Source organism: Enterobacter sp. BIDMC 30 (genome assembly GCF_000534355.1).
GTDB classification, from domain to species: Bacteria; Pseudomonadota; Gammaproteobacteria; order Enterobacterales; family Enterobacteriaceae; genus Enterobacter; species Enterobacter ludwigii.
This window is the reverse complement of the sequence record NZ_KI973169.1, coordinates 317,636-339,519: the sequence shown is the minus strand read 5'-3', so window position 1 is coordinate 339,519 and position 21,884 is coordinate 317,636. Positions and strand designations below refer to the sequence as shown.

General features: G+C 57.1%; 20 protein-coding genes. 12 read left to right on the top strand and 8 right to left on the bottom strand.

Annotated features, from left to right (window positions below; all coding sequences use genetic code 11):
- Positions 1-264 precede the first annotated feature (264 nt).
- Positions 265-1,299: an L-rhamnose/proton symporter RhaT gene (rhaT, locus tag L466_RS20615; protein WP_032680071.1), complete on the top strand. Its 1,035-nt coding sequence runs from the start codon at positions 265-267 to the stop codon at positions 1,297-1,299.
- Here rhaT and rhaR read toward each other — a convergent pair whose 3' ends face one another.
- Positions 1,300-2,148, bottom strand: coding sequence for an HTH-type transcriptional activator RhaR (gene rhaR / locus L466_RS20620; RefSeq protein ID WP_014172216.1), 849 nt, complete (start codon positions 2,146-2,148; stop codon positions 1,300-1,302).
- 73 nt (positions 2,149-2,221) lie between these two features.
- Positions 2,222-3,058 carry an HTH-type transcriptional activator RhaS gene (gene rhaS, locus L466_RS20625; protein ID WP_032680070.1) on the bottom strand — a complete coding sequence of 279 codons (837 nt, stop codon included), beginning with the start codon at positions 3,056-3,058 and terminating at the stop codon, positions 2,222-2,224.
- Positions 3,059-3,359: 301 nt separating this feature from the next.
- Between rhaS and rhaB the strand changes: the two genes are divergently transcribed.
- From rhaB to rhaM, 4 genes are all read left to right on the top strand, one after another.
- Positions 3,360-4,829, top strand: a complete 1,470-nt coding sequence (rhaB, locus tag L466_RS20630) for a rhamnulokinase (protein WP_032680069.1) — start codon at positions 3,360-3,362, stop codon at positions 4,827-4,829.
- Entirely contained in the window at positions 4,826-6,085 is a 1,260-nt protein-coding gene (gene rhaA, locus L466_RS20635; RefSeq protein ID WP_020883965.1) for an L-rhamnose isomerase, read from the top strand. The genes rhaB and rhaA overlap by 4 nt, the downstream gene beginning before the upstream one ends.
- Before the next feature lie 109 nt (positions 6,086-6,194).
- On the top strand, positions 6,195-7,025 hold the full coding sequence (gene rhaD / locus L466_RS20640; protein WP_014172220.1) for a rhamnulose-1-phosphate aldolase: 831 nt from the start codon (positions 6,195-6,197) through the stop codon (positions 7,023-7,025).
- Between the two features lie 27 nt (positions 7,026-7,052).
- Positions 7,053-7,367, top strand: a complete 315-nt coding sequence (gene rhaM / locus L466_RS20645; protein WP_025202745.1) for an L-rhamnose mutarotase — start codon at positions 7,053-7,055, stop codon at positions 7,365-7,367.
- Between the two features lie 37 nt (positions 7,368-7,404).
- Here rhaM and L466_RS20650 read toward each other — a convergent pair whose 3' ends face one another.
- The 4 genes from L466_RS20650 to L466_RS20665 all read right to left on the bottom strand — a co-directional run bounded on the left by L466_RS20650 (position 7,405) and on the right by L466_RS20665 (position 12,504).
- Positions 7,405-8,670, bottom strand: coding sequence for an MFS transporter (locus L466_RS20650; RefSeq protein WP_032680067.1), 1,266 nt, complete (start codon positions 8,668-8,670; stop codon positions 7,405-7,407).
- A gap of 44 nt (positions 8,671-8,714) precedes the next feature.
- Complete coding sequence (locus L466_RS20655; protein ID WP_032680066.1) at positions 8,715-10,838, bottom strand: alpha-galactosidase; 2,124 nt, start codon at positions 10,836-10,838, stop codon at positions 8,715-8,717.
- A 104-nt stretch (positions 10,839-10,942) separates the two neighbouring features.
- Positions 10,943-11,938: a substrate-binding domain-containing protein gene (locus L466_RS20660; RefSeq protein WP_014172224.1), complete on the bottom strand. Its 996-nt coding sequence runs from the start codon at positions 11,936-11,938 to the stop codon at positions 10,943-10,945.
- A 17-nt stretch (positions 11,939-11,955) separates the two neighbouring features.
- Complete coding sequence (locus L466_RS20665) at positions 11,956-12,504, bottom strand: helix-turn-helix domain-containing protein (protein WP_014172225.1); 549 nt, start codon at positions 12,502-12,504, stop codon at positions 11,956-11,958.
- A gap of 104 nt (positions 12,505-12,608) precedes the next feature.
- Here L466_RS20665 and L466_RS20670 point away from each other — a divergent pair, with 104 nt between their 5' ends.
- A complete protein-coding gene (locus L466_RS20670) occupies positions 12,609-13,268 on the top strand; it encodes an AzlC family ABC transporter permease (RefSeq protein ID WP_032680065.1) in 660 nt (219 codons plus the stop codon).
- Positions 13,268-13,591 (top strand): AzlD domain-containing protein, encoded by a 324-nt coding sequence (locus L466_RS20675; RefSeq protein WP_032680064.1) that lies wholly within the window; start codon positions 13,268-13,270, stop codon positions 13,589-13,591. The genes L466_RS20670 and L466_RS20675 overlap by 1 nt, the downstream gene beginning before the upstream one ends.
- A gap of 41 nt (positions 13,592-13,632) precedes the next feature.
- Here the strand turns inward: L466_RS20675 and L466_RS20680 are convergent, their stop codons facing one another.
- Both L466_RS20680 and fdhD read right to left on the bottom strand, forming a co-directional pair.
- Positions 13,633-13,845 carry a YdgH/BhsA/McbA family protein gene (locus L466_RS20680; protein WP_008501827.1) on the bottom strand — a complete coding sequence of 71 codons (213 nt, stop codon included), beginning with the start codon at positions 13,843-13,845 and terminating at the stop codon, positions 13,633-13,635.
- Between the two features lie 114 nt (positions 13,846-13,959).
- A complete protein-coding gene (gene fdhD, locus L466_RS20685; RefSeq protein WP_020883973.1) occupies positions 13,960-14,796 on the bottom strand; it encodes a formate dehydrogenase accessory sulfurtransferase FdhD in 837 nt (278 codons plus the stop codon).
- 383 nt (positions 14,797-15,179) lie between these two features.
- On the opposite strand from fdhD, the gene fdnG reads away from it, so the two are divergent.
- The 5 genes from fdnG (at position 15,180) to L466_RS20715 (ending at position 21,883) form a co-directional block, all read left to right on the top strand.
- Complete coding sequence (gene fdnG / locus L466_RS20695; RefSeq protein WP_088202997.1) at positions 15,180-18,230, top strand: formate dehydrogenase-N subunit alpha; 3,051 nt, start codon at positions 15,180-15,182, stop codon at positions 18,228-18,230.
- A gap of 12 nt (positions 18,231-18,242) precedes the next feature.
- A complete protein-coding gene (fdxH, locus tag L466_RS20700; RefSeq protein WP_014172231.1) occupies positions 18,243-19,145 on the top strand; it encodes a formate dehydrogenase subunit beta in 903 nt (300 codons plus the stop codon).
- The gene (gene fdoI / locus L466_RS20705; protein ID WP_014172232.1) at positions 19,142-19,777 is read left to right on the top strand and encodes a formate dehydrogenase cytochrome b556 subunit; all 636 of its coding nucleotides are present in this window, start codon (positions 19,142-19,144) and stop codon (positions 19,775-19,777) included. The genes fdxH and fdoI overlap by 4 nt, the downstream gene beginning before the upstream one ends.
- A complete protein-coding gene (fdhE, locus tag L466_RS20710) occupies positions 19,774-20,703 on the top strand; it encodes a formate dehydrogenase accessory protein FdhE (RefSeq protein ID WP_032680063.1) in 930 nt (309 codons plus the stop codon). The genes fdoI and fdhE overlap by 4 nt, the downstream gene beginning before the upstream one ends.
- Before the next feature lie 265 nt (positions 20,704-20,968).
- The gene (locus L466_RS20715; RefSeq protein ID WP_032680062.1) at positions 20,969-21,883 is read left to right on the top strand and encodes an alpha/beta hydrolase; all 915 of its coding nucleotides are present in this window, start codon (positions 20,969-20,971) and stop codon (positions 21,881-21,883) included.
- The last annotated feature ends 1 nt before the right edge of the window (position 21,884 follow it).

Sequence of the window (21,884 nt, the reverse complement as noted above, 5' to 3'; positions counted from 1 at the left end):
CACAGCTGTTAATGCCGCGTAAGCAGTTGGTTCATTATAGTTAATTAAATGATATTGAAAATGATTATCAATGCCGTAGTTTTTATAAGGTTATTCGGTTTTCGATTATTGCTGAAATTGTGAGTCTGCTCACCCGGTTAACGCGTTGATTGCCATTCAAAACCAAAGTGCGGCAACCTTCCGAAGGTTACCCGACTGCTTAATTTTTACACTCATCGAGTCAGTGGGAAGCCACCGGCATATAAAAACGATGAGGATGTAAACATGAATCATGCGATTACGATGGGTATTTTCTGGCATCTGATAGGCGCGGCCAGTGCAGCCTGTTTCTATGCCCCGTTTAAACAGGTCAAACAGTGGTCATGGGAAACCATGTGGTCCGTCGGCGGTGTGGTCTCGTGGATAATTTTTCCCTGGACCATCAGCGCCATGCTGCTCCCGGATTTCTGGGGCTACTTCTCCTCCTTTAACGCCTCCACCCTGCTGCCGGTCTTTCTCTTTGGCGCCATGTGGGGCGTCGGTAACATTAACTATGGCCTCACCATGCGCTACCTCGGCATGTCGATGGGCATTGGCATCGCGATTGGTATTACGCTGATTGTCGGCACTCTGATGACGCCAATCCTCAACGGCAACGTCGACGTGCTGATCAACACCAAAGGCGGCCAGATGACGCTGCTGGGCGTGCTGGTGGCCGTTATTGGCGTGGGCATTGTCACCCGCGCAGGGCAGCTGAAAGAGCGCAAAATGGGCATCAGAGCCGAAGAGTTCAACCTGAAGAAAGGCCTGCTGCTGGCGGTGATGTGCGGGATCTTCTCCGCAGGCATGTCATTCGCGATGAACGCCGCCAAACCGATGCATGAAGCTGCTGCCGCACTGGGCGTCGACCCTCTGTACGTGGCACTGCCAAGCTACGTGGTGATCATGGGTGGCGGAGCGGTGGTTAACCTCGGTTTCTGTTTTTTCCGTCTGGCAAACGTGAAGACCTTGTCACTGAAAGCCGACTTCTCGCTGGCTAAACAGATGATTATCGGGAACGTGCTGCTCTCGGCGCTCGGTGGGCTGATGTGGTATCTCCAGTTCTTCTTCTACGCGTGGGGTCACGCCAGTATTCCGGCGCAGTATGACTATATGAGCTGGATGCTGCACATGAGCTTCTACGTGCTGTGCGGTGGGCTGGTGGGTCTGCTTCTGAAAGAGTGGAACAACGCCGGCCGTCGCCCGGTGGGCGTGCTGAGTCTGGGGTGCGTGGTGATCATTATTGCGGCCAACATTGTGGGCCTCGGCATGGCGAACTGATTACGCCGCGTTACGACTGCGATGACGCCACTGAACCGGCGTCATCCCCACCTCGCGGTTAAAGACCACCGAAAAATAGTTACTGTCCTCAAAGCCGCAGCGCATCGCCACATCGCTGACCATCAGTTCCGTATGCTGAAGCAGGTACTGGGCATGGCAGATGCGCAGCTGGCGCAGATAGTGGTTCACCGTCATCCCGGTCTGGGTGCGGAATTGCTGGCGCAACGCGCGCTCGCTGCACTGTGCCTGCTCGCAGAATTTCTCCAGCACAAAGCTTTTGTTAAGGCTGCCCGCCAGGGTGGTGATGAGCTTATCGAGCAGGGCTTCCTGCGCGGTAGCCGACGGGTTATCAATGGCGTAGCGATGGCGCGTCAACGTCATGACCAGCTGGGCGAAAAGCAGTTCTGCCATCTGATGAGCCTCAGGATCGCTTTTCTGGCTCTCCTGCTCCAGCTGAGAAATCACCTGTCGCACCTGCGTCATGCCGTTACTGCTCAGTCGCCAGTGCGCCGCGCACTTCGTATCATTAAACCCCGGAATGTAAGCCGCCCAGTCGACGTTCAGTTTCAGCCTGTCGGGGCAGTAAATCACATTCTGCAGGACCAGGTCGTTGACCGAAGCGTAGGCGTGCTTGTCTTCAGCACGGATGTAAAACAGATCCCCACGCGTAATGCGGTAGGGCCGGTCGTTGAGGATATGCAAGCCATTGCCCCGCCACACCAGCACCAGCTCGCAGAACTCATGAGTGTGCTCGGCAAAGACGTTTTGCGGATAGCGATCCGCCACCGCGACGGCCTGGCCGGCGGAGGCAAAAAAATCCACTTTGCGAAGCATTAACTGAGCAACCACGACACCACCTCGACAGCAAATAACCTGACATTATTAGCGTTTTTGCCCACGGGAAACGGTGACAACCCTCGCGTTACTGCAGTGACGCGTCCTTTCCCTGGCGAATATCGCGCGGTGACCAGCTAAATTCCCGGCGAAACAGGGTCGAAAAGTGGTTACTGTCGCCGAAACCGCAACGATAGGCGATATCCGTGACGCTCTCATCGGTATGACGCAGCAGATGGCGCGCTTTAATCAGGCGCAGCCGGTTCAGATAGCGCTGGGGCGTCAGCCCGGTTTGCTGCTTCAGCTGACGATGCAAGGTCCGGAGCGACAGCGAAAAATCATCCGCCAGCGTTTCCCAGCAGACATCCTCGGCGAAATGGTCCTCCAGCCAGGCCATCAGTTGAGTCAAACGCGCATCGTTATTACCCAGCCCGGCCACCATGCTACTGCGCCGCAGCAGCACCAGCAGCTGCATAAACAGCAGCTCACGCGTGGCGATGACGTGGGTCTCCTGTCCCTCGTCGCGCTGTTCCATCTGGCTCACCAGCTGACGCACCTGCTGCAGCGTGGACTGATTCACCCGCCAGTGCGAAGGATAGATGCCGTCCTTCTCCTGCGGCAGGAGATGGTTCAGCCCGGACAGGAACTGGAACGCATCGGGCGAACGGTAGAGCACGTTAGTCAGGCACAGGTTGTCGGTATGTTCATATAAGTGCCGGTCATGATCGCGCACAAAGCAGACCGTCCCACCACTGATGGTATACGGCTGGCCGTTAAACACATGGATCCCCGTTCCGTGTTCAACAATCACAATTTCGTGAAAATCATGATGATGCTCAGGGAACGCCACCTGAGGGAGTCGCGGTTCAATCGCGACAGACGACCCACCCGAAGGAAAAAAATCCGCGCTGTGCAGTACGGTCATAACGGCCCCCACCAATGAGAAATGTTCTCAAAATAGTAATTAAGGCCCCGTCCCCTCACCTTAAATTTTCGACCGTAAACCTCGCAAAAACTGTCCGTTTTTCAAGAAACAGGCTGAAAGATCAGGAAATGCGGTAAGCGTCACACTGCCTGCAAACCCCGTCACGCCTGGAAACTGTGAACTCCCTCACGTTCATCTTTGCTTTCTTGCCAGCCCCGGAAAACCGCTGTCACTGGCGAGAAGGTGGTGATGGGTTCCTTTTTTTACACTCACCGCTAATGACTTTAAGAAGGACACAACCATGACTTTTCGCCATTGCGTGGCTGTCGATCTAGGCGCATCCAGCGGCCGTGTAATGCTGGCCACTTATGACGGCAAGCGGCAGACGCTTTCGCTTCGCGAGATGCACCGCTTTGTTAACTGCCTGCAAAAGCAGGACGGCTGTGAGGTGTGGGATATCGACAGCCTTGAGGCAGCGATCCGCACCGGACTGCAGAAGGTCTGCGATGCGGGGATCCGTATCAACAGTATCGGCATCGATACCTGGGGCGTCGATTACGTACTGCTGGACAGCAACGGTGAACGCGTCGGTTTGCCGATAGCCTATCGCGACAGCCGCACCGACGGCCTGATGGCGCGTGCGATTGCCGGGCTTGGCAAGGAGAATATTTATGGCCGCAGCGGTATTCAGTTTCTGCCATTCAATACGCTCTATCAACTGCGCGCGCTGGTCGAACAGCAGCCGGCGCTGGTTCCCCGCGTGGCGCATGCACTGCTGATCCCGGACTACTTCAGCTACCGCCTGACCGGCAACATGAACTGGGAATACACCAACGCCACCACCACGCAACTGGTGAACATCAACTCCGATAACTGGGATGAACACCTGCTGGCCTGGACCGGGGCTTCACCCTCCTGGTTCGGTACGCCGACGCATCCTGGCAATGTGATCGGGCAATGGATGTGCCCGCAGGGTAATGCGATCCCGGTGGTGGCGGTTGCGAGTCACGATACCGCCAGCGCCGTCATTGCGTCACCGCTTGCCGGTAACGACGCCGCCTACCTCTCTTCCGGGACCTGGTCGCTGATGGGCTTTGAGAGCAAAACTCCCTACACCAGCGATGCCGCGCTGGCCGCGAACATCACCAACGAAGGCGGTGCCGAGGGGCGCTACCGCGTGCTGAAGAACATCATGGGTCTGTGGCTGCTCCAGCGCGTGCTTAAAGAGCAGAACATTACCGACCTGCCCGCGCTTATTGCCGACACCGAAAGACTGAAAGCCTGCAGTTTCCTGATCAATCCCAATGATGACCGCTTTATCAACCCGGCGGACATGAGCGCCGAAATCCAGGCCGCCTGCGTCGACGCCGGGCAGCCCGTGCCATCGAAACCGGCAGAACTGGCACGCTGTATTTTCGACAGCCTCGCCCTGCTGTATGCCGAGATCCTGAGCGAGCTGGCCGACCTTCGTGGCCGGCCGTTCACTCAGCTGCATATTGTCGGCGGCGGCTGCCAGAACCAGCTTCTGAACCAGCTCTGCGCCGATGCCTGCGGGATCACCGTGGTGGCGGGCCCGATTGAAGCGTCGACGCTCGGCAATATTGGCATTCAGCTCATGACCCTGGACGAACTCGCCAGCGTGGACGATTTCCGCACGGTGGTGTCGGCGAACGCCACGCTGACCACGTTCATCCCCAATCCCTGCCATGAAATTGCCCGCTATCGGGCGCAGTTTCAGCAAAACCGACTGACTAAGGAGCTTTGCGCATGACCACTCAACTTGAACAAGCCTGGGACCTGGCTAAACAGCGTTACGCCGCCGTCGGCGTGGATGTCGATGAGGCGCTGCGCCAGCTCGATCGTCTTCCGGTCTCCATGCACTGCTGGCAGGGCGACGACGTTGCCGGTTTTGAAAACCCGGGCGGCTCGCTGACGGGGGGCATTCAGGCCACCGGCAACTATCCGGGCAAAGCGCGTAACGCCACCGAGCTGCGCGCCGACCTGGAGCTGGCGCTGAGCCTGATCCCGGGGCCTAAGCGGCTGAACCTGCATGCTATCTATCTGGAATCTGACACGCCGGTCGCGCGTAACGAGATCAAACCTGCGCACTTTAAAAACTGGGTAGCGTGGGCGAAAGCCAACCAGCTGGGCCTGGATTTCAACCCATCCTGCTTCTCGCACCCGCTGAGCGCCGACGGTTTTACCCTTGCCCACGCGAACGACGATATCCGCCAGTTCTGGATTGACCACGTAAAAGCCAGCCGCCGCGTCTCCGCGTACTTTGGCGAGCAGCTTGGCACGCCGTCGGTGATGAACATCTGGATCCCGGACGGCATGAAAGACATCACCGTTGACCGTCTGGCCCCGCGTCAGCGCCTGCTGGCGGCGCTGGATGAAGCCATCAGCGAAAAACTGAACCCGGCGCACCACATCGACGCCGTAGAGAGCAAGCTGTTCGGTATTGGTGCGGAAAGCTACACCGTTGGCTCGAACGAGTTTTACATGGGGTACGCCACCAGCCGCCAGACCGCGCTGTGCCTGGATGCCGGCCACTTCCACCCGACAGAGGTGATCTCCGACAAAATCTCCGCCGCCATGCTCTACGTACCCCGCCTGCTGCTGCACGTGAGCCGTCCCGTACGCTGGGACAGCGACCACGTGGTGCTGCTGGATGACGAAACCCAGGCCATTGCCAGCGAAATCATTCGCCACGATTTGTTTGACCGCGTGCACATTGGCCTCGACTTCTTTGATGCCTCCATCAACCGCATCGCAGCCTGGGTGATTGGCACCCGCAACATGAAAAAAGCCCTGCTGCGTGCGCTGCTGGAGCCCACCAGCGCCCTGAAACAGCTGGAAGAGAACGGCGATTACACCGCGCGCCTGGTGCTGCTGGAAGAGCAGAAAACCCTGCCGTGGCAGGCGGTGTGGGAGATGTACTGCCAGCGTAACGACACCCCAGCGGGCAGTCAGTGGCTGGATAACGTGCGGATGTATGAGAAAGACGTGCTGAGTCAGCGCGGATAAATATGCCCTCACCCTCTTCCTGTGGAAGAGACCACTTTTACCCCCTCTCCCTGTGGGAGAGGGCCGGGGTGAGGGAAACGCTCACCACGATCACGGGAAATGAAACACTATGCAGACCATCACTAACGCCTGGTTCGTCCAGGGCATGATTAAAGCCACCTCCGACGCCTGGCTGAAAGGCTGGGACGAGCGTAACGGCGGTAACCTGACGCTGCGCCTGGATGATGCCGACATTGAACCGTTCGCCGCCGAGTTCCATCAGAAGCCGCGCTATATCGCCCTGAGCCAGCCAATGCCGCAGCTCGCCAGCACGCCGTTTATCGTTACCGGTTCCGGTAAATTCTTCCGTAACGTGCAGCTCGACCCGCAGGCCAACCTCGGGGTGGTGAGAGTGGACAGCGACGGCGCAGGCTATCACATCCTCTGGGGGCTGACGGACGATGCAGTGCCCACGTCTGAACTCCCGGCGCACTTCCTCTCTCACTGTGAGCGTATCAAGGCAACCCACGGCAAAGACCGGGTGATCATGCACTGTCACGCCACCAACCTGATCGCCCTGACCTACGTGCTGGAAAACAGTAGCGACTACCTCACGCGGAAGCTGTGGGAAGGCAGCACCGAATGTCTGGTGGTTTTCCCCGACGGGGTCGGCATTCTGCCGTGGATGGTGCCGGGTACCGACGAAATCGGCCAGGCCACCGCCATCGAAATGCAGTCACACTCCCTGGTGCTGTGGCCGTTCCACGGGGTATTCGGCAGCGGGCCGACGCTCGACGAAACGTTTGGTCTGATTGATACCGCCGAGAAGTCCGCCGAGGTGCTGGTGAAGGTCCTGTCGATGGGCGGCATGAAGCAGACCATCACCCGGGAAGAGCTGATTGCACTCGGTAAACGCTTTGGCGTCACGCCGATGCAGTCGGCACTGGATTTGTACCCATAGCGGCCCGCGAAAGCGGCTGGAGGCATGATGATCCGCAAAGCATTTGTGATGCAGGTGAACCCTGACGCGCACGACGAGTACGCGCGTCGCCATAACCCCATCTGGCCAGAGCTGGAGGCGGTATTAAAAGACCACGGTGCGCACCATTACGCTATCTATCTCGATGAGACGCGTAACCTGCTGTTTGCGAGCGTTGAGATTGAATCGGAAGCGCGCTGGAACGCGGTGGCAAAGACCGACGTTTGTCAGCGCTGGTGGAAATACATGGGTGAGGTAATGCCCTCGAACCCCGACAATAGCCCGGTGAGTGCCGAACTGAAAGCGGTGTTTTACCTGCCCTAAAGCGTTAACGCTGCCGCATCCGCGGCAGCGTCCTGCGTTAGTTTGCCTCCACCGCAGCGCGGCGCGCCGCAATCTCCTGCTTACTGCTCAGCGTAAAGGCCGAGACCACCGTAATCGCCAGTACAAAACAGCCCAGCATCAGGTAGGTCTCCTGGAAACCGATCCGGTCATACATATTCCCGGCAAAAGCAGAGAGGAAAATCGCCGCCGACTGTTTGGCAAACTGGAAGCCAATCAGATAGATAGTGGCCGACAGACGGGTATCGAACACGCCGGTGATGTATTTGAACGCCCCCACCAGCAGGAACGGAACCTCCAGCGCGTGCAGCATCTTCAGGGCAATGACCTCCACCGCGGTGGTGGCGAACGACGAACCGATAATGCGCGTCGCCATAATCAGCCCGGCAATCAGCAGCGTATTCTTCGCGCCGATACGGTTGATGATCCACGGCGAGCAGAACATGATGATCGCGTTGCAAATTTCCCCCGCCGTGGTGGCAAAACCAAAGGCTCGCGTTCCCTCCTGCGGCGTTGCGAAGAAGGTTTTAAAGAAGGTGGCAAACTGCTGGTCAAAAACGTCATACACGCAGGCCACACCGATGACGTACAGAATGAACATCCACATTCTGCGCTGACGGAACAGGTTAAAGACCGTCCTGGCGGTGATCTGCGGCTGGTTGGCCCCCAGCGCATTCATCACCTGCGCAGTCTGGTTTGGCTTCGGTTTCGCAACCACCAGCAACAGCATCAGCAGCAGCGCAGCCGCTGATCCCATCCAGAAGACATACGACGGGTCGATGCCAAACAGAATACCGCCCGTTGAAGCGCACAGCCCCCAGCCGAGACAGCCGAACATGCGCGCCTTGCCGTATTCAAACACGCTGTTACGGCTCACGCGTTCGATGTAGGCCTCAATCGCGCCTGAACCTGCGGAGAAGACAAAACCGATGTACAGACCGCCGCTCAGCGCCCCCAGCCAGATACTGCTTTTCAGCAGTGGCGCAAAGACATACAGGAAGAACGGCGCGAACAGAAACAGCAGCACCGTGATAATCCACAGCAGGTGTTTTTTCAGCCCCAGCTTATCCGAAATGACCCCAAGCACGGGCTGGAAGGCGATGGCCGAAAGCGAGATACAGGAGAATACGATCCCGGTATGGGTTTTGTTCAGGCCAATGACATCCGACAGCCAGATCGGCAGAAACGGAAAGCAGGTGGCCATAATGAAGAAGTAGAGAAAGAAGAACAGCCCGAAGATCCAGAAGTTAGGGTTGTCCTTGTGGGTACAGGTTGTTGTGTTCATTATTTTTATCCTCAACGGAGGGCCAGTCTCCCGGCCCATCACCCTTACACGCGTTCAACGCCAATCAGAATGGCGGTTTCCGGGTCCAGAATCGGCAGTGCGATCCCCGCCTGCATCAGCCACTCACCGCTGGCCGTCTGGGACGTTTCCATCCACGCCGGTAGCTTGCGCATGGTGTGCCCGCCCTCACCGGTGAGTCGAATGTTGGGGTGGTCGAGCAGCGTGATGCGGTACTGCGCCTGCGCGTCGAGCCCCGGCATGCGCAGCGGCATCATGAGCGTGTAATCCGGCATGGCCAGTTGGCTGACCATAAACAACCCCTGCGTTTTGTCTTCGCTCACTATACCCTGCGCCAGCGTGCTGGCATCCGGCATATCCACGCGCCACTGGGTACCGTGATGGATGACTTCCCGCCACTGCTTGTGCAACGCGGCGTAATGGCGATAGCCTTCACGCTCCTGAGCATCGACGGTGAGCGGATCAAGCTCCAGTCCCATGTGGCCAAACAGTGCCGTCAGGCCGCGGAAAGCAATGCTGTGCTGGCGGAAGGTGGCGTGACATTTATGATGACCGATATGCGCGCCCATCACTTCCGGCGGGAAGAAGTAGCTCATGCCACGCTGGATGGTATTGCGCTCCAGCGCGTCGTTATTATCAGAGGCCCAGAAGCGGTGGCTGCGGGTCAGGACTTCATAGTCGATTCGCCCGCCGCCCGAGGAGCAGGACTCAAATTCAATGTGCGGGAAACGCTCGCCCAGCACGTCTAACAGACGATAAAACTGCCGCGTCTGCGCATCCGCAGCGGCTTTGCCGTGGTGCCCGGGCTGTACCAGTTCGCGGTTCATATCCCACTTAACGTAGTCGATGGCATGTTCGCCCAGCAGCCAGCTCATGCGCTCGACCAGATAATCAAAAGCCTGCGGAATATTCAGGTTGAGCACCAGTTGATGACGGCCCGTTGCCTGGGTGTAGCCCGGCAGCGCCAGCACCCAGTCGGGATGGGCACGATACAGATCCGAGTCCGGGTTAATCATCTCCGGCTCAATCCAGATACCAAATTCCATGCCGCGCTTTTTCACATGGTTAATCACCGGCGTCAGCCCGTCCGGGTATTTTTTCTCGTCCAGGTACCAGTCACCCAGCGCCGCGTGGTCATCGTTACGGCCTTTGAACCAGCCGTCGTCGATGATAAAACGCTCCACGCCCAGCGCCGCAGCCTCATCGGCCATGCGCATGATGTACGCCGGGTCATGGCTGAAGTAGATCCCCTCCCAGGTATTGAGATGTACCGGGCGCGGTTTGTTTTCAGGGAAGCGGATAACGTTGTCGCGCAGATACCGGTGGAACGACTGGCTCATGCCGTTCAGACCCCGTGCGGAGTAGCTCGCATACAGGCGTGGTGTCCAGAGCGTTTCCCCCTCTTCAATCGCCATTTCTCCCGGCAGGTAGAGGGCTTCGGCCTGCAGATAGCGGCGTCCGTCGGTTTTGACTTCCGCACGCAGGCGGTGGTTGCCGCTCCAGCCCAGATGCACGCCCCAGACGTCGCCGTGCATTTCGTTAAATGAGGACGTACCGGCGATCAGCGCCGGGAAGTGTTCGTGAGAGGTCCTGCCGCGGCGGTTTTCAATCACAACGCTGTCGTGTTCAAGCTTCACGCGATGCGGCTGGAACTCACGGATCCAGCGTCCGTGGAACGCCATCACGTCCTGCGCGCGTTCAGCGACCGGTAGCGTCACGGCAAAACGATCAACCTGCCACGCCTGCGCCCGTAGGTTAGTTAAACCGTGACGCACCACCAGTACCCCGCTTGCATCCAGTGCCAGCTCGCTGGTCAGACGCAACCCGGCATGTTCATCTTCCGCCGTTAAGGTCAGGGTTTGTCCCTGGTGCTGCACATGGGTGGTTTTAAAGACAGGCGACCCGTCCAGCCCCTGGCGGTGCCCTTCAATACCGGGCGAACCAAACAGACCGTGTCCCAGCTCCGCCATCAGCGTCACCGGGGCGTCAACGTCGAGCCTGCCGTTCGCCACCGGACGAGACAGACTTACCACATCTTGCGGTGAAAAGTGGTGAAGGTGCGGCCCCCAGTAGAGAATTTCGGCGAACGGGTGCGTGGTGATCACCAGGTCAACCGCCTTACTTTCGAGTCGAAAAATGGAATCGTGCATCAGACCTCTCCTGTCATCGGGATGATCTGAGTGTTGATCCGAAACGTTTCGGATACAAACCAAAACGTTTCGGATCTGTGATCGGCTTTGGAATTTTGCTGTGTTTAGGCCGTCTGGCCCGGGAAGAACTCTGGCTGCCAGAGCACCTGTAGCTGAGCGATATCGTCGCCGTTAATCAACTGACGCACCATGTCAGCGATCTGTTTCCCGACGCCCTGGCGGGTGGACTGAATAACCGCCGCCACATCAACATCGACAATGCTGTCCTGCGGTAAGCCGTCGTAAACCACCAGCGAAACGGCGTTTTCACCGCAGAGAAGACCCCGCTGCGCCAGCGCCATGGCCGCGCCGTCGCCGTGAGTGTTGCAGTCGGTAATGATGGCCGTGGGGGGCTGCGGCAGGGAGAGAAGTTCATTCGTCGTGGCGTAACCCACGCGGCGCGAAGGCGGCATGGCGCGCAGCCATTCGCTGGATAACCCGGCTTCGCGTAGCGCATCCAGATAACCCTGGCGGCGCTGGGTGATGAAGGCCTGATTGTTGCTTTCACCTAACAAGGCGATGCGGCGATGCCCCTTTTCAATCAGCCAGCGGGTGGCATTGTACGTGCCGGCATAGTTGTCGAAATCAAACCACGCATAGGGCTGCGGCAGTTGGCTGCGCCCGAGCGCGAGAAAGGGAAAACCGGCGGCCTGAAGCTGTTCCAGCCGCGGGTCATGATCCAGCGTGTGCGCCACAATCAGCGCATCCACGCGACGACTTTGCACCATACGCATATAGCTGTGCTTGTCCGCCAGATCATCATCGGCAATCAGCAGGAGATCGATTTCATGTCGCGCCAGTTCGTGGCTAATTTCGCCGACCATGTCCATAAAGACGCTGTTATTGAGCGGAACAGGATGCACCGGAAAAACCAGACCCACGGCGTCGATTTTGCCCATCTTCAGGCGACGCGCGAAGGTGTTTGGCCGGTAGCCACGGCGCTGAGCCTCCGCTTCGACGCGGGCGCGCGTCTCGCGGGAGACATCGTCATACCCGTTAAGGGCGCGGCTGACGGTGGTAACAGACAGCCCCAGTTCTTTGGCAATGGCTTTAAGCGACATGATTTTCCGTATCTGCGTTAATTTTGTTCAGCCACCAGAAGCGCGTGCGTATCCGGCTCGAGGGCCTTAAAGATATGCGGCTGGTCAGCGGGATAGCAAATGTAATCCCCCGGGCCAAGCTCTTCCGCCGCGTCGATCAGACCAACCAGCGCTCTACCCTGCGTCACAATAATATGCTCCACTGAGCCTGCCGGATGTGGCTGAGAAATGCGGTCGGCACCCGGCTGGGTGAGTAACAGGTAGATGTCACGACGCGCGCCCGGCGGGCACGCCGCCAGCAAAATGGCTTCATAATTGGCCTGTCCGGCAACCACCTTCGTTCCTTCTCCACGGCGGATCACCTGAGTGGTCGGCTGCTGCGGTTCAAGCAAACGGGCAAAAGGAATGTCCAGCGCCACACAGAGTGACCAGAGCGTCTCCAGGCTGGGATTCCCGTTGCCGGATTCCAGCTGCGACAGCGTGGATTTAGCGATCCCGGCACGGCGCGCGATTTCCGCCAGTGAAAGTCCGGTTCGCAGGCGTTCTCGCACCAGACTTTTAGCGATCACGCTGATTGGCTGCGTCATAAAAACGGCCCCTTTGTTCTATAAATCGAACGAATCGTTCGCCTTGAAAAACGGTTCTGATGCGTTCATTATAATGGAAATACGTTCGATATGGCTAAAATAGTATGAAGCATCATCTCTCCACCCTGAAAGGCGACACGATAAAAGCAATCATCCTGGTGTGTCTCGCGGTAGGCGTCGTCGGGATGTCCTATGGCTCGCTGGCAATGGCCTACGGTTTCCCGGTCTGGGTCCCGTTTTTACTCTCCATTACCGTGCTGGCGGGTGCCTCTGAATTTATGTTTATCGGCATTGTGGCAAGCGGCGGTAACCCTCTGGCAGCGGCGGCTGCCGGATTACTGGTTAATGCACGTCATGTACCGTTTGGGGTGACGGTGCGTGAACTGGTGGGTAAACGTGGCCTGAGTTTTCTGGGTTGCCACATTATGAACGACGAAAGCGTGGTGTTCGGGTTGTCGCAAAAAACGTCCGAACAGCGTAAGGCGGCATACTGGCTATGCGGTTTAGGCGTGGCGATCGTCTGGCCGCTGGGTACATTGCTGGGCACCATGGTTGGCAAACTGTTGCCGGACCTTGAAACCATCGGGCTGGATGCGGTATTCCCGGCGATTTTACTGGCGTTAGTGGTGCCGGCTTTTAAAAATCGCACCACCCTGATCCGCGCCTGCAGCGGTGCTGCATTGTCACTGGCCGCCGTGCCGTTTGCCCCGGTGGGTTTACCGGTTCTGCTCTCTTTACTGGGTCTTGCTGCGAGGAAAAAATAATGGGGAATATGACGGTCTTTATTCTCGGTATCGCCGTGCTTTCCGTGGGAACCTATTTAATGCGTCTCGGTGGGGCAAAACTCGGCAACCGACTGGCGCTGTCAGACCGCTCTCAGGCTCTGCTTTCAGATGCGGCAACGGTTTTGCTGTTTTCCGTCGCGCTGGCGACCACCTTCTATGAAGGTGAGCATTTTGCCGGTATGGCGCGCGTACTGGGCGTGGCGTTTGCAGTGTTTCTGGCATGGCGAAAAATGCCGTTAATTGTGGTGATCGTGGCGGCAGCGGTCGTGACTGCATTGCTGCGTCTGGCGGGTATCCAATAAAAAAAAGCGCCCCGGGGGCGCTCTTTCGACGGTGTGGCAGCTTATTTGTTCAGTTCAGCGGTCATGTGTACGCGGTTACCGGTAAACGCCTGCGTAATTTTGTAAGATGACGCGCCCGCTTCCTGAGCCTGTGCAGCAATTTTCGCTTCTGCGCCATCAATGGTAGAGGCGGTTGCGGTCACAGTCTGTGCAGCGAAAGAACCGAAAGACGTAGCCAGAGCGATTACTGCGACAAAAGTTTTGATGCTTTTCATGATATAAACCCTTTCAATTAGTTGTTTGTTTAAGGCACCGTGCCTTGATGAGATAAATAGTAGACCTCATCATGAACAACTAAAAGCGGAAGGATTTGCTATTCTTTTTCAAATTTACTGATTAACTATTAATCGCTGCGGATGGGTATAAATCGTCGCCCTTCCCGGCTTACAAAATCCCACCAGCGTCAGGTTACAGCGCTCCGCCACTTCTACCGCCAGCGTGGTCGCGGCCGATACGGCAAAAAGGATTTCAACGCCGCACATCGCCGACTTTTGCACCATCTCGTAGCTGGCGCGGCTGGAGACCAGTGCCGCCCCCTGCTGCCAGAGGTCGCTTTCGCGCGCCCGGCGGCCCATCAGTTTATCCAGCGCCACATGGCGGCCGACATCCTCATGCCCCCCGGCAATATCGCCCGATGGCAGAACCCATGCCGCCGCATGCGTGCATCCGCTCAGCTGGCCGACAGGTTGCACGTCATTCAGATGTTCAAGGGCATGGTCGAGATGGGCCAGATTGAAGGTCTGGGTAAACGGCAGAGGTGCGACAGGCTTACCGATATCATTGAGCTGCTCTACCCCGCAAACCCCGCATCCGGTACGCCCGGCCAGCGCGCGTCGCCGCTCTTTGAGCCCCATAAACCGGCGGCTTGAGAGTTCGATTTGCACTTCAAGGCCGTTACAGGCCTTCACCACATCCATACCGTAAATTTCTTGCGGGTGCTCAATGATGCCTTCCGAGAGGGAAAAGCCAATCGCGAACAGCTCCAGATCTTTCGGCGAAGCCATCATCACCACATGGGAAATACCGTTGTAAACCAGAGCAACGGGCACTTCCTCCGCCAGAAAATCAGGCGTGGTGTGGGTAATGTGGGGCGGTCTGTGTACCGACAGTTCCACGATACCGGCAGGCAGTGGCGACGAGTGGGTAACACGGTTTTGTTTAGACACAGCGGTATTCCTGAACAACCACGGAGGTGAGCCTGCTATTGCATCACAAACCGCAGGCCATACGCATAGTATGGATCAACTTTTCAGCACCCATCCTCATCAAGTTTACCTACTCATTTGGGAGAGGCGCAACCGAGGCGGTGATACAGCCCTTTAACATGCCGGGGCAATAATGTGACTCGTGTCACACTTTATAATCAACACAGTGATAATACGTTCACTTTGTATTAACGCCATTGGAACAGGCGTACCGACATTGTGGTATTCTGATGATATCCCTCGTAGAACTGAGGGATTAACGCAAATTTTTCTCCTTTGCGGTCACCGTTCAACCGCGAAGTCAAAACTACATATGTAAGCAATGTCGAAACAAGGAGTGACCCATGCAGGTCAGCAGAAGGCAGTTCTTTAAGATCTGCGCTGGCGGTATGGCAGGCACCACGGCGGCGGCACTGGGTTTTGCACCCGGTGTAGCGCTGGCGGAGACGCGGCAATATAAACTGCTGCGCACCCGTGAAACCCGTAATACCTGTACGTACTGCTCTGTCGGTTGCGGGCTGTTGATGTATAGCCTCGGCGACGGTGCTAAAAACGCCAAAGCGTCTATCTTCCATATCGAAGGTGACCCGGACCATCCGGTCAACCGCGGCGCGCTGTGCCCGAAAGGTGCCGGCCTGGTTGACTTTATCCACTCCGAAAGCCGCCTGAAATTCCCTGAATATCGTGCGCCAGGTTCCGATAAATGGCAGCAAATCAGCTGGGAAGACGCATTTGACCGCATCGCTAAACTGATTAAAGAAGACCGCGATGCCAACTTTATTGCGAAGAACGCTGAAGGCGTCACCGTCAACCGCTGGCTCTCCACCGGGATGCTGTGTGCGTCTGCTTCCAGTAACGAAACCGGCTATTTAACCCAGAAATTTACGCGTGCACTCGGTATGCTCGCGGTCGACAACCAGGCGCGTGTCTGACACGGACCAACGGTAGCAAGTCTTGCTCCAACATTTGGTCGCGGTGCGATGACCAACCACTGGGTCGACATCAAGAACGCCAACCTTATTGTGGTGATGGGCGGTAACGCCGCTGAAGCGCACCCTGTCGGGTTCCGCTGGGCGATGGAAGCCAAAATCCACAACGGTGCGAAACTGATTGTGATCGATCCCCGCTTTACGCGTACTGCGTCAGTGGCGGATTTCTACACCCCTATTCGTTCAGGTACTGACATCACTTTCCTGTCAGGCGTATTGCTGTACCTGATGACCAACGAAAAATATAACCGCGAATACACCGAAGCCTATACCAACGCCAGCCTGATCGTGCGTGAGGATTACCACTTCGAAGATGGACTGTTCAGCGGTTATGACGCCGAAAAACGCAAATACGACAAGACCAGCTGGAACTATGAGCTGGACGAGAAAGGCTTTGCGAAGCGTGATACGACGCTGCAGCATCCGCGCTGCGTGTGGAACCTGCTGAAAGAGCACGTTTCCCGCTACACGCCGGACGTTGTCGAAAACATCTGTGGTACGCCGAAGGAAGACTTCCTGAAGGTGTGCGAGCTTATCGCCGAAACCAGCGCGAAAGACAAAACGGCGTCGTTCCTCTACGCGCTCGGCTGGACCCAACACTCTGTCGGCGCGCAGAACATCCGTACCATGGCGATGGTTCAGCTGCTGCTCGGCAACATGGGGATGGCTGGCGGCGGCGTGAACGCCCTGCGTGGTCACTCCAACATTCAGGGTCTGACCGACCTTGGTCTGCTGTCTCAAAGCCTGCCGGGTTACATGAACCTGCCAAGCGAAAAACAGACCGACCTGCAAACCTACCTCACAGCCAGCACGCCTAAACCGCTGCTCGAAGGTCAGGTGAACTACTGGGGCAACTATCCGAAGTTCTTCGTCTCGATGATGAAAGCCTTCTTCGGTGACAAAGCGACAGCAGAAAACAGCTGGGGCTTTGACTGGCTGCCGAAGTGGGACAAAGGTTACGACGTTCTGCAGTACTTCGAGATGATGCATCAGGGCAAGGTGAATGGCTATCTGTGCCAGGGCTTTAACCCGGTCGCCTCATTCCCGAACAAGAACAAGGTGGTTGAATCGCTGTCGAAACTGAAGTTCCTGGTGACGATTGACCCACTCAACACCGAGACGTCGACCTTCTGGCAGAACCACGGTGAGTCGAATGACGTTGACCCATCGAAGATTCAGACTGAAGTGTTCCGTCTGCCTTCTACCTGCTTCGCGGAAGAGAACGGTTCCATCGTGAACTCTGGCCGCTGGCTGCAGTGGCACTGGAAAGGTGCGGACGCCCCGGGCATCGCCATGAACGACGGCGAGATCCTGGCCGGTATCTTCCTACGCCTGCGTAAGATGTATGCGGCAGAAGGCGGTGCGAACCCGGAACCGGTGCTGAACATGACCTGGAACTACTCGACGCCGGAAAACCCAGCGCCGGAAGAAGTGGCGATGGAGAGCAACGGTAAAGCGCTGGCAGATGTTATCGACCCGGCCACCGGAACGGTGCTGGCGAAGAAAGGCGATCAGCTCAGTACCTTCGCGCACCTGCGTGATGACGGCACGACCGCCAGTGGCTGCTGGATCTTTGCCGGTAGCTGGACGCCGAAAGGTAACCAGATGGCCAACCGCGATAACGCTGACCCGTCAGGCCTCGGCAATACGCTGGGCTGGGCCTGGGCATGGCCGCTGAACCGCCGCATTCTCTACAACCGTGCTTCCGCTGACCCGCAGGGTAATCCGTGGGATCCGAAGCGTCAGTTGCTGAAATGGGACGGCGCGAAATGGGGCGGTGTGGATATTCCGGACTACAGTACTGCCCCTCCAGGCAGCGATGTCGGGCCGTTTATCATGCAGCCTGAAGGGATGGGACGCCTGTTTGCTATCGATAAGATGGCGGAAGGGCCATTCCCGGAACACTACGAGCCGTTTGAGACGCCGCTGGGCACCAACCCGCTGCACCCGAACGTGGTCTCTAACCCGGCAGCCCGCATCTTTAAGGGCGATTTCGACGCGCTGGGTAAAAAAGACAAGTTCCCGTATGTGGGCACCACTTACCGTCTGACCGAACACTTCCACTACTGGACCAAGCACGCGCTGCTTAACGCTATCGCGCAGCCGGAACAGTTTGTGGAGATCGGCGAGAAGCTGGCGAACAAGCTCGGCATTGCCCATGGCGATACCGTGAAGGTCTCTTCTAACCGTGGCTACATCAAGGCCAAGGCGGTGGTGACCAAGCGTATTCGCACGCTGAACGTTCACGGTCAGCAGGTGGATACCATCGGTATTCCGATTCACTGGGGTTATGAGGGCGTGGCGAAGAAAGGGTTCATTGCGAACACCCTGACGCCGTTCGTCGGTGATGCGAACACGCAGACGCCGGAGTTTAAGGCCTTCCTCGTGAACGTGGAAAAGGTGTAACGGAGACGACTTATGGCTTATCAATCTCAAGACATTATCCGTCGTTCCGCGACTAACGGTTTCACGCCCGCGCCTCAGGCGCGGGACCACCAGCAGGAAGTGGCGAAGCTTATCGACGTGACCACCTGTATCGGCTGTAAAGCCTGCCAGGTGGCCTGTTCTGAGTGGAACGACCTCCGTGATGAAGTGGGTCACAACGTCGGGGTGTACGACAACCCGGCTGACCTGACCGCCAAGTCCTGGACGGTGATGCGTTTCTCGGAAGTGGAACAGAACGACAAACTGGAATGGCTTATCCGCAAAGACGGCTGTATGCACTGTGCGGATCCGGGCTGCCTGAAGGCATGTCCGTCAGAAGGGGCTATCATTCAGTATGCTAACGGTATCGTCGACTTCCAGTCCGAACAGTGCATTGGCTGCGGCTACTGCATAGCGGGCTGCCCGTTCGATGTCCCTCGCATGAACCCGGAAGACAACCGCGTCTACAAATGCACGCTGTGCGTAGACCGCGTAAACGTCGGCCAGGAGCCTGCGTGCGTGAAAACCTGTCCGACGGGCGCTATCCACTTTGGTTCCAAAGAGGATATGAAAACGCTGGCGGCTGAACGCGTGGGCGAACTGAAAACCCGTGGCTACGACAACGCAGGCCTGTACGATCCGGCCGGCGTGGGCGGCACGCACGTGATGTATGTGCTGCACCACGCAGACAAGCCGAATCTGTATCACGGCCTGCCGGAGAACCCGGAAATCAGCGCGACCGTGAAGTTCTGGAAAGGCATCTGGAAACCGCTGGCAGCAGTGGGTTTTGCTGCCACCTTCGCAGCGAGCATCTTCCACTATGTCGGTGTCGGTCCGAACCGCGCGGAAGAGGAAGACGACAACCTGCATGAAGAGAAAGACGAGGTGCGCAAATGAAAAAACGTGACACCATCGTGCGCTATACCGCGCCGGAACGCATCAACCACTGGGTCACCGCCTTCTGCTTCATGCTGGCGGCGATAAGCGGGCTGGGGTTCTTCTTCCCCTCCTTCAACTGGCTGATGCAGATCATGGGGACTCCACAGCTGGCGCGTATACTGCACCCGTTTGTTGGCGTCATCATGTTCGCGTCGTTCATCATCATGTTTTTCCGATACTGGCACCATAACCTAATCAATCGGGATGATATCTTTTGGGCGAAGAATATTCGTAAGATCGTCGTCAACGAGGAAGTGGGTGATACCGGGCGTTATAACTTCGGCCAGAAGTGCGTATTCTGGGCGGCGATTATCTTCCTGGTCCTGTTGCTGGTGAGCGGCGTGATCATCTGGCGTCCGTATTTTGCGCCTGCTTTCTCAATCCCGGTGATCCGATTCGCGCTGATGCTGCATTCATTTGCCGCAGTGGCGTTAATTGTGGTTATCATGGTGCATATTTACGCCGCCCTTTGGGTGAAAGGCACCATTACCGCGATGGTGGAAGGCTGGGTAACCAGTACGTGGGCGAAGAAACATCACCCGCGCTGGTACCGAGAGGTCCGCCAGAAACAGGAAAAGTCATCTGAATGAGTATTCGCATAATCCCGCAAGATGAGCTGGGTACGAGCGAGAAACGCACGGCGGAATATATTCCGCCGTTGTTATTCCCCAGACTCAAGAACCTCTATAACCGCCGCGCAGAGCGTCTGCGCGAGCTGGCAGAGAACAACCCACTGGGTGATTTTCTGCGTTTTGCCGCGCTGGTTGCCCATGCGCAGGAAGTGGTGCTCTACGACCACCCGCTGCAAATTGACCTGACCGCGCGCATCAAAGAGGCCAGCGAGCAGGGTAAGCCTCCGCTGGATATTCACGTTCTGCCGCGCGATAAGCACTGGCATACGCTGCTGCACTCCCTGATTGCCGAGCTGAAACCCGAGATGAGCGGTACCGCGCTGGCGGTCATTGAGAATCTGGAAAAAGCCTCCGATCAGGAGCTGGAAGAGATGGCGAGCGCGCTGTTTGCGTCCGATTTCTCCCTGGTCAGCAGCGACAAAGCGCCGTTCATCTGGGCGGCGTTGTCGCTTTACTGGGCGCAAATGGCCAGCCTGATCCCGGGTAAAGCCCGCGCCGAATACGGCGAAGCGCGTCAATTCTGCCCGGTATGCGGCTCAATGCCGGTGTCCAGCATGGTGCAGATCGGTACCACTCAGGGGTTGCGTTATCTGCACTGCAACCTGTGTGAAACCGAGTGGCACGTGGTGCGTATTAAATGCAGCAACTGCGAGCAGACGCGCGATCTCAACTACTGGTCACTGGAAAATGAAGACGCGGCGGTCAAAGCTGAAAGCTGCGGCGACTGCGGTACCTACCTGAAGATCCTTTATCAGGAAAAAGACCCGAAAGTCGAAGCCGTCGCCGACGATCTCGCCTCGCTGATTCTGGACGCCAAAATGGAGCAAGAGGGCTTTGCTCGCAGCTCTATTAACCCGTTCCTGTTCCCGGGTGAAGGGGAGTAATCCCCACTCACAGTGCCGGGCAACGTTGGTTTGCCCGGCCTGTATCTGGTTGACTGCAACATCCTCGCCTTCCTCTCGCATATCTTCCAGCATCACTGTGCAGGCAAACTACACGTGCGTTATTCAGGACTAAAGCCAAATTTAACATCCATGTTTACTTTTACGAGCCGCTTTCCAGAATCGTTTTCAGCCTCATTTTCCCTGTTTAACTCGACAACAAACTGAGTTATAACACTGTGTATTCATACAGATTAAAGGGACCCACATGGCACTCGAAAAAGGGATTGATACGCTGGTTCAGGCGTTCATCGCAGCAGGACGCCCTTCTGCGCGTAGCCAAAGTATTGATGACCGGAGAGCAGGCTATATTGCCAGCACGGCGCTTGCCGGTGAGACAGAAACGCGCGTTGACGTAGAGACGCTGAACCTCGAAGGCATCACATATCGCGTCTTCTCTCCGCCAGATGCTGCTGAAAAGCTGCCGACCGTTATTTACTACCACGGAGGATGCTTTATCAGCGGCGGCTTCGATACTCACGATAATCAACTGCGCCAGTTAGCGTTTTATGGCAACTGCCGCGTCATTGCGATCCAGTACAGACTTGCTCCTGAACATACCTACCCTGCCGCTCATGATGATGCAGAAAGAGGCGCACATCTGATCTGGCAATACGCGGATATGTTTGGCGTGGATAAAAACCGTATCACCCTGTGCGGGGACAGCGCGGGAGGCCATCTGGCACTGGTGACTGCCCTGCGGCTCACGTCTTCCGGACTCTGGCAGCCGGCGCAGCTCATTCTTATCTACCCAATGCTGGATGCCACGGCCTCTTTTGAAAGTTATACCCGTAACGGCGCGGATTACGTCATCACCCGCGATACGCTGCTGAGCGGATATGAGCTCTATCTGGCCAACACGGAACGCCAGCATCCTGAAGCGAGCCCGCTCTGGCGAAAGGATTTTAGCGGCCTGCCTCCCGTGCACATCATTACTGCCGAGTTTGATCCGCTTTGCGACGAAGGTGAAGCGCTATATCAGCACCTGACTGAGCAAGGCGTCACGTGTACGGCTCAGCGGTGGCTGGGGGTTATCCATGGATTTTTCCAGCTTGGCGGGGTCAGCCCGTCTGCGCGCGATCTTCTGAGGGATATTGCCAGACGGATCGGCGCGGGGAATTAGC